This is a genomic window from Raineyella antarctica (genome assembly GCF_900092135.1).
Classification (GTDB): Bacteria; Actinomycetota; Actinomycetes; order Propionibacteriales; family Propionibacteriaceae; genus Raineyella; species Raineyella antarctica.
In genome coordinates, this window is record NZ_FMYF01000007.1 from 17,073 (window position 1) to 31,801 (window position 14,729).

Here is a 14,729-nt window from a genome sequence, read left to right on the forward strand (position 1 = left end):
GCGATGTCGACCAGCAGCGCCATACCCAGCCAGCAACAAGGAACCACCACGGACAGGCACCTGACCACCACCCGGGTCGGCATCGTCGGCGGCGGCCCCGCCGGACTGATGCTCTCCCACCTGCTCGCCCGCGACGGCGTGGACAACGTCGTCATCGACACCCGCGACCACGAGACCATCGCCACCACCCAGCGCGCGGGGATCCTGGAGGCCGGCAGCGTACGGATGCTGACCGAGACCGGCGCGATCAGCCGGATCCCCACCGAGGGCTACGAGCACGCGGGCATCTACCTGCGCTTCAACGGCACCAACCACCACCTCGACTTCAAGGAGCTGGTCGGCCAGACCGTCTGGCTCTACCCGCAGAACGACGCCTTCATCGACCTGGCCGCCACCCGGGCCCGCGACGGCGGGGACGTCCGCTTCGGCGTCTCCGACACCCAGGTGTCCGGCATCGAGACCGACCGCCCGACGATCGACTTCACCGACGCCGACGGCAACCCGTGCCGGATCGAGTGCGAGATCGTGGTCGGCGCCGACGGCTCGCGTTCGAAGACCCGTGACCTGATCCCCGGCCGGACCAAGCACACGATGAAGTACCCGTTCGCGTGGTTCGGCATCCTCGCGAAGACCCCGTTCCAGGCCGACGAGCTGATCTACTGCCACGGCGAGTCCGGCTTCGCGCTGATCAGCCAGCGCACCCCGGAGATCCAGCGGATGTACTTCCAGTGCGACCCCGACACCACTGCCGAGGACTGGACCGACGAGCAGATCTGGGACCGCTTCGACGAGATCCTGGCCGGCCCGGACGGGTTCCGGCTGCAGCGCGGGGAGATCATCGAGAAGACCGTGCTGCAGTTCCGCTCCTTCGTCCAGGAGCCGATGCAGTACGCCAACCTGTTCCTGGCCGGCGACGCGGCCCACACCGTCCCCCCGACCGGCGCCAAGGGCCTCAACCTGGCCTTCGCCGACGTCGCCCTGCTCGCCCCGGCGCTGGTGCGCTGGGCCGGCACCGGCGACCGCTCCGAGCTGGACACGTACGGCGAGCGCGCGGCCAAGCGGATCTGGAAGGCGCAGAACTTCAGCTACTGGATGACCCAGATGCTGCACACCCACACCGACGGCAACTCCTTCACCGACAAGCGCCAGCTCGGTGAGCTGATGTCGGTGACCTCCTCCAAGGAGTCGATGAAGTACCTGGCCGAGTGCTACACCGGCTGGCCGTACGACCTGCCCGACGAGGCACCGGCCCAGGCGCCGGCCGCCGAGCAGCTCGCGGAGGTGGCCCGATGAGCATCTACCAGATGCAGCAGTGCGTCTTCGACCACCTGCGCCGGCTCGAGGACCCCCAGGACGACCGTCGCCCCGACGACGTGCTGGTGGACGGCTACGACATGACCGAGGAGGAGCGTACGGCGCTGCAGGCCGGCGATGTCGGCGTCTTCCACACCCTCGGCGTCCACCCGGTGCTGATCAACGCCTACTGCCGGGCCAACGGCTGGAAGCGGGCCGACTACCGCGTCCTGTTCCCCGCCGGCGCCGACGCCGTCAGCGGCAAGGCGCGCTGGCAGGGCTTCGGCTCCCGGGCCGACGGCCGCCTCGACGAGGACGGCCACTTCCACCTGACGGCCTCCCCCGCCGCTTCGTCGAACTCCGACTCCCCCAACGCAGACTCCCCCGACCCCACCGGCCGTCCCGACGGCCTCGCCCCCCAGGAGGCCTGATGGCTGAGATCGTGCTGGCCTACTCGGCGTCCCACGCGCCGATGATGTCCGCGAACCCCGAGTCGGCGCCGCCGGCGATGCGCGAGCGGTTCTTCGCCGCCCTCGACCTCGTCCGCGACCGCGTCACCGAGTCCGGGGCGCAGGCCGTGGTGCTGATGTCCGGGGAACACTTCACCAACTTCTTCCTCGACAACCTGCCCCAGCTCAGCGTGGGCGTCGGCGAGACCCACCTCGGCCCGGTCGAGAAGTGGCTCGGCATCCCCCGGACGATCGTGCCCGGGCACCCGGGCCTGGCCGACGCGGTCCTGGGCGGGACGATCGAGCGCGGCTTCCAGCCATCCATCTCCAGCCGGCTGACCGTCGACCACGGCTTCATGACCGTCTACCACGCCCTGTCCCCCGCCATGGACCTGCCGCTGGTCCCGATCGTGATGAACTGCACCACGCCCCCGCTGATGACCCTGCGGCAGGCGTACGACTTCGGTGCCGCGGTCGGCGAGGCCATCCGCGCGTACGACGGCCTGGAGCGGGTCGCCCTGATGGGCGCCGGCGGCCTGTCGCACTTCGTCGGCGAGCCGCGCGTCGGCGACATCGACGAGGACTTCGACCTGTGGTTCCTGCGCCAGCTGGAACTGGGCTGCCCGCCCGAACTGCTCGACATCAGCAACGAGGAACTGGCCATCGGCGGCAACGGGACCGGCGAGGTCCGGGCCTGGGCCGCGTGCGCCGGAGCGATGCAGGGATCGCGGACGACCGCGCTGGACTACGAGCCGATCGGTGAGTGGATCAACGGCATGGGTGTGGTCCTGCACGAGCCGGCCGGCAACCAGGCCGACCCGGCCCCGACCAGCATCTTCGTCCCGTGACCGGCGCCGAGGGAGGCGAGGGCGCACCGGTGGTCGACGTCCACGCCCACGCCATGCCGATGCCGGTGCTGGACTGGCTGGCCGAGCAGGGTCTGGCCGACCTGTCCCGGGTCGAGCAGAACGTCGTCGTGCTCGACCCGCGGATCTCCGGCGTCGGCGCGAACGCGCCGCTACCACTGGCCCGCTCGATGCACGACCCGCAGCAACGGCTGGCGGAGATGGATGCCACCGGCGTCGACGTCGAGCTGGTTTCGCTGCCGCCGTTCCTGTTCGCCACCACCTGCCAGGACCCCGAGCTGGTCGCCGAGGTCGTCCGCCGCGGCAACGACGCCCTGGCGCAGTACTGCGCCGCGGCGCCGGACCGGCTGCTGCCGCTCGGCTCGGTGCCGCTGGGCTGGCCAGGGGCGGCCGAGGAAGCGCTGCGGGCACTGGACGGACTCGGCTTCGCCGGGATCGCGATCGGCTCCAAGGGCGCCGGCCGCGACCTGGACGACCCGGTCAACGCCCAGCTGTGGGAGCTGCTCAGCGCACGCCGGACCTTCGTCTTCCTGCACCCCTCGGGGGTGCCGGATCCGGCCCGGCTCGGCGACTTCTGGTTCCCGCAGTTGGTCGGCTATCCGATGGAGACCGCGATCGCGGCGGCCCGGCTCGCGTTCGGGGGCGTGCTGGAACGTACGCCACTGGTGCTGTGCCTGGCCCATGGCGGCGGCTGCCTCGGCGACCTGCGCAGCCGGCTGGACATGGGCTGGGAGCGCAAGCCGGTGGCCCACACCACCTCGGTGCCGCCGTCGCAGCTGTTCGACCGGCTGTACTACGACACCGCCGTGTTCGCTCCGCAGGCGCTGCGCCACCTGGTCGACACGGTGGGGGCCGGACAGGTGCTGCTCGGCACCGACCACCCGTTCGACCTGGCCGAGAAGGACCCGGTCGGGTTCGTCCGGTCGGCCGGGCTGGGGGCGGAGACCGAGGCTGCGGTCCTCGGTGCCACGGTCGTACGTCTCGTGGGGGAAGCCGTCACCTCGCGGAGCGACGGGCTGCAGGTGGGCTGAGGGCATGCTGAGGCCGGGCCACCTGGTGGCCCGGCCCTCACGAGTCTCCGGGTCCTAGTGGCCCGCAGTGTCCTCCGGCCCCAGGTACGGCATGCCGGCAGTGGGGTCATACGCCTGGGCCCGGGTGGTACGCAGCGCGGCGAGGCGCTCGCGATAGTCCTCGGGGGTGATGTCACCGGAGGCCAGGCGGTTGGCCAGCGTACGCATCGCCTCGTCCTCGGGCGCTCCATGGGACGGCCCCTGGTGGTGGGGGTGGCCCTGGCACTCGGGACAGGCGCCGGGAGCGAACCAGCCCTCGCCGAACAGCGGGGTGCCGTTGCGCTCCGCCTGGCGCGACAGGTAGATGAATCCGATCACGATGAGCAACAGAACGATGAACATGGGGATGCCTCCAGACGAGGTAACGGGCAGTGACGTGCTTAGGCCGTGGGGCCGCCCTCGGGCGATCCGGGGTTGGCCTCGGGCCCGGCGTACGGCATGCCGGTGGTCGGATCAGTGGTCTGGTCCTTGGTCGACCGCAGGGTGTCGATGCGCGCCCGGTAGTCCTCCGGGCTGATGTCACCGGCGGCGAGACGGTTGGCGAGGGTCCGCAGGGCCTCGTCCTCGGGGGCCGGGCCGGCGAAGGGCCCGTGCTGGTGGGCGTGGGGATGACCGGGGCCACCCTGGTGGTGTCCCTGGAACGTCCGGCCGAAGAGCGGCGTGCCGCGACGCTGGGCCCTCTTGTAGAGGAGGAGCAGGAGGAGGAGCAGGGCAAGCAGGAGCAGCGGGCCGATGAGCATGAAGAAGCCGCCGAACACCGGCGACCCGTAGCCGTGATGGCCCATCATCGGGCCGCCGGGGCCCCCGTAGTAGCCCGGCATCTCCAGGGGCAGCAGCGAAGTGAACATGCCACCAGTCTGCTCGCCCCGATCCCTTCGCACATCAGCCCACAGGCGGTGATCCACGTACGCCCCTCGACGTACGCCCCTCGGGTGGACCTGCGCCGCGCCCCTCCGGTTCAGTATCCGTTCCTGGTCGACACCGCCCCCGGGTTAGACTCCCCAGAGCAGACCAGCACACGCCGCCGACCGGGGAGGACCCTCATGATCGATCGCCCCCGTGGCTTCGACAAGGCCATGCAGCTGATCGAGCGGGGCGTCGAGATCCCCAATCCGTGGAGCCTGGACATCGGCGACGACGTCGACATCGACCGGATCTCCGCCGACGGCGTGACGATCCATCCCGGCTGCCGGATCCACGGCGCCGCGACTGTCATCTCGGCCGGCGTCACCTTGGGCGAGGAGGGGCCGGTCACGCTGAAGGACTGCCGCCTGGGCCCGAACGTACGGCTCAAGGGCGGCTACTTCGCCGACTCGGTCTACCTCGACGGCGCGAACATGGGCCTGGGCGCGCACGTCCGCGAGGGCACCCTGCTGGAGGAGCAGGCCGGCGGCGCGCACACCGTCGGGCTGAAGCAGACGATCCTGTTCCCGTACGTGACCCTGGGCAGCCTGATCAACTTCTGCGACTGCCTGATGGCCGGCGGCACCAGCCGCAAGGACCACTCCGAGGTCGGCTCCTCCTACATCCACTTCAACTTCACCCCGGACGGCAACAAGACCACCCCGTCGCTGTTCGGTGACGTGGCGCGCGGCGTGATGCTGGACCAGCCGGCGATCTTCCTCGGCGGCCAGGGCGGCACCGTCGGCCCGGTCCGGGTCGGCTACGGCACCGTCGTGGGGGCCGGCTCGATCCTGCGCGAGGACGTCGAGGAGGACGGGCTGCTGGTGCTCAGCGCACCGCCCGAGGGCCTGCGCCGCCCGAACAGCCCGCGCCGCTACAAGCGCCTGCGCCAACTGCTGGAGAAGAACCTCTGCTACCTCGCCAACCTCGGCGCGCTGGAGGCCTGGTACCGCGAGGTCCGGGCGCCCTTCTTCGCCGCGCAGGAGTTCGGCGGCCTGGTCCTCGAGGGCGCCCTGGAGATGCTGGCCAGCGCCCGCAAGGAGCGGACCAAGCGGATCGACGCGCTCGTCGCGACCCTGACCCCCGACAGCGACGACCAGCGCCAACTGGTGGCGTGCATCGTGCCGCTGCTCGGCAGCTTCGACCCCGCGCAGGCGTCGGCCGAGCTGACCAGTGCCCCGGCGGAGGTGGACACCGCTGTGGCGGCGGCCGCCGCGGCCGGCACCGGTTACCTGGCGGCGATCGCCGGCCTGTCACCCGAGGTGAAGCAGGCGGGCACCGCCTGGCTGCAGTCGATCGTCGACGACACGTGCGCACGCGCCGCTGCCTGCGTACCCGACATGGGTCTGTTCGAGTCCGCCTAGGGCTCCTCGGACACGAAGGAGAAGATATGGGCAAGTTGTTCGGCACCGACGGCATCCGCGGCGAGGCCAACCGGCACCCGATGGACGCGATCACCGCATACCGCCTCGGGCAGGCGGTCACGCACGTGATGGGCCGCAACAAGCCCGAGGGGCACCGCATCCGGATCGTCATCGGCAAGGACACCCGCATCTCCGGGTACATGCTGGAGGCCGCCCTCGAGGCGGGCGTGACCTCGATGGGCGGCCACGTCGAGATGGTCGGCGTACTGCCGACCCCGGGTATCGCGTACATCACCGAGTCGATGCGGGCCGACGCCGGCTTCGTCGTCTCCGCCTCGCACAACCCGTACCAGGACAACGGCATCAAGGTCTTCGCCGGCACCGGCTACAAGCTGACCGACGAGGAGGAGCACGAGATCGAGGACCTGGTCCTCGGCGACGGCCTGGACGACCTGCGCCCCTTCTCCGCGGACATGGGCCGGGCGCACCGCCTGGACGACGCGGTCGGCCGCTACACCGTCTTCCTGAAGAACACCTTCCCGCGCGAGCTGTCGATGGAGGGCTTCAAGGTCGTCCTGGACACCGGCAACGGGGCCACGTACGAGGTCGGCCCGGCCATCTTCCAGGAGCTCGGCGCTGACGTCACCGTCATCCACGACGAGCCCAACGGCTTCAACATCAACGACAACTGCGGCTCCCAGCACACCGGGGACCTGCGGGCCAAGGTGCTGGAGACCGGTGCCCAGGTCGGCCTGGCCTTCGACGGCGATGGCGACCGGCTGATCGCCGTCGACGAGCTCGGCAACGAGATCACCGGCGACCAGATCCTGATGCTCTGCGCCAAGCAGCTGCACGCCGAGGGCAGGCTGGCCAACGACCTGCTCGTCTCCACGGTGATGAGCAACCTGGGCATGACCCTGGCCTGCGAGAAGTACGGCTTCAAGCACCACGCCTCCAAGGTCGGCGACCGCTACGTGCTGGAGGACATGCGCCGGCTCGGCGCCTCGCTGGGCGGGGAGGACTCCGGCCACGTCATCTTCCTGGACCACCACACCACCGGTGATGGCGAGCTGACCGCCCTCCAGGTCGTCGCGACGATGCTGAAGACCGGCAAGCCGCTGTCCGAGCTGGCGACGGCGATGGAGGTGTTCCCGCAGGTGCTGATCAACATCGACGTGGCCTCCAAGCCCGACATCGCCACCGTCCCCCGGATCGGTGCCGCGATCGAGCAGGCCGAGATGGAGCTGGCCGGTCGCGGCCGGGTGCTGGTGCGCTACTCCGGCACCCAGAACCTGTGCCGGGTGATGGTCGAGGGCCCCACCGAGGAGACCACCCGCCGCTACGCCGAGCAGATCGCCGACGTCGTCCGCGCCACCATCGGCTGACGTGCCACCGACACGAGAGGCCCGGGGTGCGGACGGGCTGGCAGACCGCGCCCTTCGTACCCTGGCCTTCCGCGGCCCGCTGACCGGCTCCCAGCTGCAGGAGGCGCTCGGCGCGCCGAACTTCGCGCTGTGGAAGGCGTGCATGCTCGACGACCGGATCGCCCACCGGGTGATCGGCCGGCGCTACGTACGCCTCGACATCAAGCTGGACGGCTACGTACGCCTCTCGCCCTCGATCCTGCGCGAGTTCCTGACCTATACGGTGGTCGGGCCGGCCGAGGACACCGTGGCGCTGGACACCGCGGCGTCCGCCCTGGCGGACCACATCCAGCACGTCAGCAAGCGCAAGCTGTACACCGCGCGCCGGATCATGGACGAGATCGCGCGGCCGTTCCTGACCGATCCGGTGCTGTCCCGGTACTTCTGCATCGCCCTGGCCGGCGACATCGTCTACGAGATGTCGCACGAGGTGCTGCGCCCGGAGCGGTCCACCGGGATCCTGGTGCAGGGCTCCGACCTCGACATCGTGGTGCTGGTCGCCGACGACGCACCCGAGGGCCTGGCCGCCGACCTGGATGCCGCGATCTACGCGAAGAAGTACTACTACCTGCGCCATCCGGCGTTCCGCGAGGAGCTGGACTACGTGGTCAAGTCGGTGGCGACGCTGCGCCAACAGGCCACCTTCGGTGACTTCCACCAGATGGTGGCGTCCAAGGTCTGGCTCGAGGGCCGCTACCTGTGCGGTGACCGTGCGCTGTTCGACCGGGCCAAGGACATGCTGGCCGAGGCCGGCGTCGTCGACCGCCTCGCCGCCCTGGAGGATGAAGCGATCGCGACCCGGGAGTACCAGCAGCAGCGGCTGCTGGAAACCCCCTGGGACGAACTCCACGACGACGACCTCGGGCTGTTCTACACCGCGGAGGAGTCCGAGGAGTTTCGCTGAGGGCTGCGGCCTGTGGCGGGGGCCCTGCGATGGCTCCGGGCGGCTGGGGGACTCCGTGGCATCTGCGTGGTCGGCGGCGACCCGCGGCCGTACGTTGGCGGCGTGCGCCAGCGGCCGTACGTTGGCGGCGTGCGCCAGCGGCCGTACGGCTGCTTAGGTACGGCGAATCTGGTGGTCTATCCGTAGATTCGGCGCACCTAACGAGCCACCACGGCCGTACCGCCGCCTCGGGACGCTTGACGGCCGCACCGGAGCGCTTGGCGGGCGACCTGCGGCCGGGCAGGGAGCTTGAGACGCCGGACGGCCGCAGTCGCGCCCGGCGGTCGGCCTCGGACAGTCGCCGCCATCCAGTCGAAGGTCACGCCGGGTCACGCCGGGTCACGCCGGGTCACGCCGGTAACGCCGGTAACGCCGGTAACGCCGGTAACGCCTCCGTACGCCGAACCCGAGCGTTCCACTCTCCGAACGACGTGATCCATCTCACATTTCACACCTCGGGTCCAGCACCTGACACACCCCTGGGAAGCCGCTCCCGCTAGGTCGTTCACCCCTCGCCGCGGACACCCGGAAGACCCCGGCTGAGGTGACCTCCACCGTTATCAAGCTGAGTCACCCCCGTTATCAATTTGTGATCTGGTGCGAGCTCTTGTTAGCGTGACGTCCGCGTGCAGATCCCAAAGATCCCACGTCGCGGGCGGATCGCCGAGTTCTGCCGCCACCCGTGTCCCGTTGTCACAAACGTCACGGCAGAAGCGGGGGAACCACATGTGACCGACCCTCACCGGTCGGTCTTGGGGTTAAGCAGACGGAGGCCCGCCTCCGGATGCCGGGTGTCTCCCACCCGAACCCGACAGCTCACCTCGTAGGCTCACGGAGGCCCAGATGTCCAAGTCCACTTTCACCACCCCGCGCCGCAGCGCCGGCACCACGATCCACACGACGCGTCGTGCCCACGCTGTCGCCGCGCACAGCGCCGGCTTCACCGGCACCTCCGCCGCCCGTCGCGCCGGCCTGGCCGCCGTGGCCGGTCTGGTGACCGTCGGCGTGGTCGCCCCGGCCGCCGCCCACGCCGAGGCGTACGCCCCGGCAGGCGCCCAGAACACGACGTACACCGTCCCGAGCACCACCAGCACCACGAGCACCACCACCGGGACCGCGTCGACCTCCACCGCGAAATACACCACTGTGGCGCTCAACGTCCGCATCGCTGCGAGCATCGATTCTCCGCGGGTGACGACGCTCGCCGCCGGCACCAAGGTCACCACGACCGGCACCACTTCCGGTGGCTGGACCCAGATCAGCCACGACGGGGCCAAGCGCTGGGTGTCCAGCCAGTACCTGACCTCGACCTCGCCCGCGGGCTCGCGCTCCGCCACGACCTCCCGCTCGGCCGACCGCACGGCCATGAACGTGTCGGTCGACACCTCGGGCCTGTCCGCCAAGCGCGCCGCGATCGTGAAGGCCGCCTACCAGGGCATCGGCAGCGGCTACGTCTACGGTGGGACGACCTTCGGCGCCTGGGACTGCTCCGGCTTCGTGCTGTGGGCCACCAGCCACGCCGGCATCAGCCTGCCGCGCACGTCCCAGGCCCAGGCCGCGGCGCTGACCCGCACGTCCAACCCGCAGCCGGGCGACCTGGTCCTCCAGAACGGCGGCGGCCACATCGGCATCTACGTCGGCAACGGCATGATGATCTCCGCGCTGAACCCCAGCGAGGGCACCAAGCTGCACCCGGTCAGCTGGATGCCGGTCGCGGGGTACTACACCTACAGCTGATCGTCGCCGCCACACCGCCCCGCAGTGTGGCCCGACAGCCGCAACGCCCCCGGCAGACGCCCCCGGCCCCGCCGGGGGCGTCGTCGTCGGACAGGACCGCGATCCTTCGCCCCTAGACTGACGATGCACCATGCCGTTCGCACCCGTCCCCGGTTACCGAGGTGGTCATGACCGACGAGAACAGCCAGTCCCCCGGCGAATCCCCGTTGTCGGGGACGTCGCAGCCGACCCCTACAGGGGTCGGATCCCCGGGAAGCTACCGCGCTCGTCTGCACACCCACCGCGTACGCCATGCCGCCCGGAACGGCGGGACCCCGGCCCCCGATGCTGCCTGGCGGCCCATCCCCACCCCTCCACCCACGCCCGGCGCAGCACTGGCGGCCCGCGCAGCGACCTCCGCGCCGCGTCCACGGGGCCGCGGCCCGCGATCGGGTGGCACGCCCGCCCCTGCCCCCGGCCCCTCCCCCGCTGCGCCGAACACGAACCCTCCCACCCCGAGCACGCCGCCCACCCCGAGCACGCCGCCTCCCACCCCGAGCGCACCCACGCCGAGCGCCCCTCCGCCGAGCGCCCCTCCGCCGACCGGACCCGCCGACCAGGCGCACTTCGAGTCGGTGGCTCCGGCATCGGCCGCCCCGGTGCCGCTCGGCGCGGTGGCACGGCACCGCTTCGGTCCGGACGGCCCAGGGGATGCCCCCTCGTACGAACGTCCCAGCGAGAACGATCCCGAGTCACTCGGTGACGCCCCCTCCCTGGCCCGGCACTGGAACACGCTCGGGTCGTGGGCCGGGAGCCAGGTCAGGTTGCGGGACCGGATCCCGCGCGGGCGCCGCCTCGCCCGCCTCGCGATCGGGTTCGTCGCCCTGGTCGTGCTCGGTACCACCGGTGGTGCCGGCCTGCTCTATGCGAATGCCGACCTCAACCGCACCAATCCCGACTTCCTGAGCAACAACACCGCGCTGTACTACGGCGACGGCCACACCGAGCTGACCACCCTGAGCGTGCAGAACCGCACCACCATCCCGTACGCCCAGATGCCCCAGTCGATCAAGGACGCCGCGGTCGCGGCCGAGAACCGCTCCTACTGGCAGGACCAGGGAGTCTCACTGGCCGGCATGGCCCGGGCCGGCGTCGCGATCGTGACCGGCAAGCAGGTCCAGGGCGGCTCCACCATCACCCAGCAGTACGCCAAGCTGGTCTACCTCTCCTCCGATCGCACGGTCATCCGCAAGGTCCGCGAGATCGCGTACGCCCTGAAGCTGTCCGACCAGCGCTCCAAGGAGGTGGTGCTCGAGGACTACCTCAACACCGTCTTCTTCGGCCGCGACGCGTACGGGGTGCAGGCCGCCGCCCGCGCGTGGTTCGGCAAGGACGCCAAGAACCTGAACGTCGGGGAGAGCGCCGTACTCGCCGCGGTGATCCAGAACTCCTCGATCCTCGACCCCGCGGTGTCGCCCGACAACAAGGCCCGCCTGGAGGGCCGCTACGAGTACGTCCTGTCCGGGATGCTCGCGATGGGCTCGATCACCCAGCAGCAGTACGACCGCTTCCACGGGCACCTGCCGGCCATGCCCGGCCAGCCCCTGATGCAGCGCTACGACGGCCCGCAGGGCTTCCTGGTCAACATGGTCGAGGCCGAGCTGAAGCGGCTGGGCTACGACGAGGCCGAGATCAACGGCGGCGGCCTGCGGGTCACCACGACGTTCGACCCGGCCGCCCAGAAGGCGGCCGAGAAGGCCGCCACCGAGCAGCGGGACCGGGCCGCCGCCGCGGCCACCAAGGGCGCCCCGCGGGCGGACCTGCACGCGGCGATCGCCTCGGTCGACAGCCACACCGGCGCCGTCCTCGCCCTGTACGGCGGCGATGACTTCGTGAAGAACTCGCGCAACTGGGCCACCACGCCCCGGATGACCGGTTCGACGTTCAAGGCCTTCGGCCTGGTCGCCGCCCTGCGCGACGGCAACACGCTGAACTCCACCTTCAATGGCAACACCTTCCAGCTCGACCGCCAGCCGATGCCGGTGCGCAACGAGTTCAACCGGAACTACGGCTCGGCCGTGTCCCTGCAGTACGCGACCCAGGAGTCGATCAACACCGCCTTCGTCGACATGGTCCACCAGATGCAGGACGGCCCCAAGAAGGTGATGAAGGCCGCCAACGACGCCGGTGCCCCGACCGGGATGGGCTGGGGCAACTACGACCGGATGGTGCTCGGCGAGCCCGAGGTCAGCCCGCTGGACATGGCCGCCTCGTACGCGACGCTGACCAACGGTGGCGTACGCCACGCCCCACACGTGGTGGCCGAGGTCAAGGACATGCATGGCAAGGTGCTCTACAAGGCCGACGACCGTGGCGAGCAGGCGATCGAGGCCGACATCGCGCGGGACACCACGTACGCCCTGCAGCGGGTGACCCAGAGCGGCACCGGCACCCGGGCCGCGGCCCTGGGCCGGCCGGTCGCCGGCAAGACCGGCACCGCCGGGGCCGCCGATTCCATCTACGCCAGCTGGTTCATCGGCGCCACCACACGGGTCTCGACCGCGGTGATGTATGTTGCCGGCAACGACGGGCAGACCGACCTGGACCCGTACGCCCAGCCGGGGGCACGGACGTTCTTCGGCTCGGGCTACCCGGCCCAGACCTGGCTCGACTACATGCAGGTGGCCACCAAGGGGGATCCCTGGGAGGCGTTCCCGCCGGCGGCGCAGGTGAGCCGGCCGAGGCTGCGCGGCTGAGCGAGGCCCGGCGGGCCGGCGATCAGTCGACCAGCAGCAGGCGGTCGTCGCCGGGCTGAGGGCTCCCCCGGCCGTCCCTGTTGGAGGTCCCGACGACCAGCGGGGCGGCGTCCCCGGAGGCCCCGACCGCCCGGAGCCGGCCGTACTCGCCCTTGAAGTGCGCCACCGGCGCCTCGGTGGTCCCGGCGGCATCGATCGGGACCTGCCACAGCGTCGTGCCGCGCAACGAGCCCATCCACAACGATCCACGCCACCAGGCGAGCCCACTGGGCGAGGCGTCGCCGGGGTTCCAGGTCCGCATCGGGTCGGTGATGCCCTTCCGCGTCCCCATGCCCTCCACCTCAGGCCAGCCATAGTTGCTGCCGGAGGTGATCAGGTTGAGCTCGTCCCAGGTGTTCTGGCCCAGCTCGCTGGCCCACATCCGGCCCTTGTCGTCCCAGGCCAGGCCCTGCACATTGCGGTGTCCGATCGTGTAGACCTCGTTGCCCCAGGCGTTGCCAGGGGCCGGCTTGCCCTCGGGTGTGAGTCGCAGGATCTTGCCGGCCAGCGAGGTGGGGTCCTGGGCGGCCGGGCCGTTGGCCGCATCCCCGGTCGACACGTACAGGTAGCCGTCCGGGCCGAACCTGACCTGCCCGCCGTTGTGGATCCCTGCCTTCGGGACCCCTGTCAACAGGGCCTCCTCGCGACCAAGGGACTTCCCGTCGAAGGCGAACCGGACCAGTTGGTTGGCCTGGTCGCTGGAGTAGTAGGCGTAGACGTAGCGCTCGTCCGGGGAGAGCGCGACGCCCAGCAGACCACCCTCGGCAGACGGCACTGCCGCCACCCTCCCGAGCTCCCGGACACCCGGGCCACCGGCAACCGGCCCGCCGGTGCCGCGGACCGGCACGCGCAGGATCCGCCCGGTGTCGCGCTCCGAGACCAGGGCATCGCCGTTGGAGAAGAAGTCGATCCCCCAGGGGACGTCCAGCTCGGTGGCCAGGTCGGTGGCCCGGACCTGGGTCCCGGACGACGTGGCCGTCGCCGCCCCCGCGGCCTCCGGGGGCAGCGGTGTCGCCGACGTGCCGGGGCTGTGCCCCGTACCGGCGCAGGCCGCGAGGGAGACCAGGACCAGCCCGGCCATCGCCGCGCCGGACGTACGTCGCATTCGTCCACCCAGCACGACTCCACCCCTCGTCAGCGCGGCCTTTCGTTCATCGTCACACGTCCGGCGGGGAGGCTGCCGGATGGTGGGGGGAGGCCACAGAAAGCGGTAGGCTCTTCATTGAAGATTCACAGGCTTGTCGTCCCCTACGAGTTGTAGTACTACCCGTGATAGGTGTACCTTTCATGTCGTAGCCCCACTCAATGTAGAAATAGAGGGAACGATCATGGAACGCACCGTTTACGGAGTTCTGAGCCGTGTGGCCGGCGTCATTCTGGTCATCGTCGGCATCCTGGCCATCTGGGGCGGAACCTTCGCCCACGGCTACGTCAAGGAGCAGCTCAGCCAGGAACGCATCACGATGCCCGCGGACGCGGCGCTGACCACCCCCGAGATGAAGTCTGCCCTCGGCAAGTGGTCCGGCACCCCGCTGGACAGCGGCCCCAAGGCGAAGGCCTACGCGAACAACTACATCCTCGAGCACATGAACGCCTCGAGCCAGGGCAAGACCTACAGCGAGGTCTCCGGGGAATACACCAAGCTCTCGAAGGACACCACCGCTGACCCGGCCGCGGTCAAGAAGCTCGGCGACCTGCGCCAGACCCTCTTCATGGGTGACACCCTGCGCGGCCTCCTGCTGAGCGCCTACGGCTGGGGCCTGATCGGCACCATCGCCCTGTACGGCGGCGTCGCCCTGGTCATCATCGGCGTGATCCTGGCCGCCCTCGGCTTCGGCCCGCTGCGGAGCAAGAAGACCGTCTGACCCTCACCGGTCACACGGAGCACGACGCACCAGTCATCGGA

General features: G+C 70.5%; 13 protein-coding genes and 1 riboswitch. Of the genes, 10 read left to right on the top strand and 3 right to left on the bottom strand.

What is annotated here, in order from left to right; translation table 11 throughout:
* The first annotated feature begins 3 nt into the window (after window positions 1-3).
* Genes GA0111570_RS11365 through GA0111570_RS11380 form a run of 4 tightly spaced genes read left to right on the top strand, consistent with a single transcriptional unit; the run spans window position 4 to window position 3,639 of the window.
* Window positions 4-1,293 (top strand): 4-hydroxybenzoate 3-monooxygenase, encoded by a 1,290-nt coding sequence (locus tag GA0111570_RS11365; protein WP_092611371.1) that lies wholly within the window; start codon window positions 4-6, stop codon window positions 1,291-1,293.
* Complete coding sequence (locus tag GA0111570_RS11370) at window positions 1,290-1,724, top strand: hypothetical protein (RefSeq protein WP_092611053.1); 435 nt, start codon at window positions 1,290-1,292, stop codon at window positions 1,722-1,724. Before GA0111570_RS11365 ends, GA0111570_RS11370 begins: the two co-directional genes overlap by 4 nt.
* Complete coding sequence (locus GA0111570_RS11375) at window positions 1,724-2,590, top strand: DODA-type extradiol aromatic ring-opening family dioxygenase (RefSeq protein WP_092611056.1); 867 nt, start codon at window positions 1,724-1,726, stop codon at window positions 2,588-2,590. The genes GA0111570_RS11370 and GA0111570_RS11375 overlap by 1 nt, the downstream gene beginning before the upstream one ends.
* A complete protein-coding gene (locus GA0111570_RS11380; protein ID WP_217634133.1) occupies window positions 2,587-3,639 on the top strand; it encodes an amidohydrolase family protein in 1,053 nt (350 codons plus the stop codon). The genes GA0111570_RS11375 and GA0111570_RS11380 overlap by 4 nt, the downstream gene beginning before the upstream one ends.
* Window positions 3,640-3,693: 54 nt before the next feature.
* Here GA0111570_RS11380 and GA0111570_RS11385 read toward each other — a convergent pair whose 3' ends face one another.
* Entirely contained in the window at window positions 3,694-4,020 is a 327-nt protein-coding gene (locus GA0111570_RS11385) for an SHOCT domain-containing protein (RefSeq protein WP_092611059.1), read from the bottom strand.
* A gap of 38 nt (window positions 4,021-4,058) precedes the next feature.
* Window positions 4,059-4,526, bottom strand: coding sequence for an SHOCT domain-containing protein (locus GA0111570_RS11390; RefSeq protein WP_092611061.1), 468 nt, complete (start codon window positions 4,524-4,526; stop codon window positions 4,059-4,061).
* 195 nt (window positions 4,527-4,721) lie between these two features.
* On the opposite strand from GA0111570_RS11390, the gene GA0111570_RS11395 reads away from it, so the two are divergent.
* The 5 genes from GA0111570_RS11395 (at window position 4,722) to GA0111570_RS11415 (ending at window position 12,784) form a co-directional block, all read left to right on the top strand.
* Window positions 4,722-5,945 (top strand): UDP-N-acetylglucosamine pyrophosphorylase, encoded by a 1,224-nt coding sequence (locus GA0111570_RS11395; protein WP_092611064.1) that lies wholly within the window; start codon window positions 4,722-4,724, stop codon window positions 5,943-5,945.
* 26 nt (window positions 5,946-5,971) lie between these two features.
* Window positions 5,972-7,330: a phosphoglucosamine mutase gene (gene glmM / locus GA0111570_RS11400; protein WP_092611067.1), complete on the top strand. Its 1,359-nt coding sequence runs from the start codon at window positions 5,972-5,974 to the stop codon at window positions 7,328-7,330.
* Between the two features lies 1 nt (window position 7,331).
* Window positions 7,332-8,273 (top strand): hypothetical protein, encoded by a 942-nt coding sequence (locus GA0111570_RS11405; RefSeq protein WP_092611070.1) that lies wholly within the window; start codon window positions 7,332-7,334, stop codon window positions 8,271-8,273.
* Window positions 8,274-9,002: 729 nt separating this feature from the next.
* Window positions 9,003-9,154, top strand: a riboswitch (cyclic di-AMP (ydaO/yuaA leader).
* Window position 9,155: 1 nt separating this feature from the next.
* Window positions 9,156-10,049, top strand: a complete 894-nt coding sequence (locus tag GA0111570_RS11410) for a C40 family peptidase (RefSeq protein ID WP_092611074.1) — start codon at window positions 9,156-9,158, stop codon at window positions 10,047-10,049.
* A gap of 614 nt (window positions 10,050-10,663) precedes the next feature.
* Complete coding sequence (locus tag GA0111570_RS11415; protein WP_092611078.1) at window positions 10,664-12,784, top strand: transglycosylase domain-containing protein; 2,121 nt, start codon at window positions 10,664-10,666, stop codon at window positions 12,782-12,784.
* A gap of 22 nt (window positions 12,785-12,806) precedes the next feature.
* Here GA0111570_RS11415 and GA0111570_RS11420 read toward each other — a convergent pair whose 3' ends face one another.
* Window positions 12,807-13,943 (bottom strand): PQQ-dependent sugar dehydrogenase, encoded by a 1,137-nt coding sequence (locus tag GA0111570_RS11420; protein ID WP_245703166.1) that lies wholly within the window; start codon window positions 13,941-13,943, stop codon window positions 12,807-12,809.
* Between the two features lie 208 nt (window positions 13,944-14,151).
* Here GA0111570_RS11420 and GA0111570_RS11425 point away from each other — a divergent pair, with 208 nt between their 5' ends.
* Window positions 14,152-14,688, top strand: coding sequence for a hypothetical protein (locus tag GA0111570_RS11425; RefSeq protein WP_092611084.1), 537 nt, complete (start codon window positions 14,152-14,154; stop codon window positions 14,686-14,688).
* Window positions 14,689-14,729 lie beyond the last annotated feature (41 nt).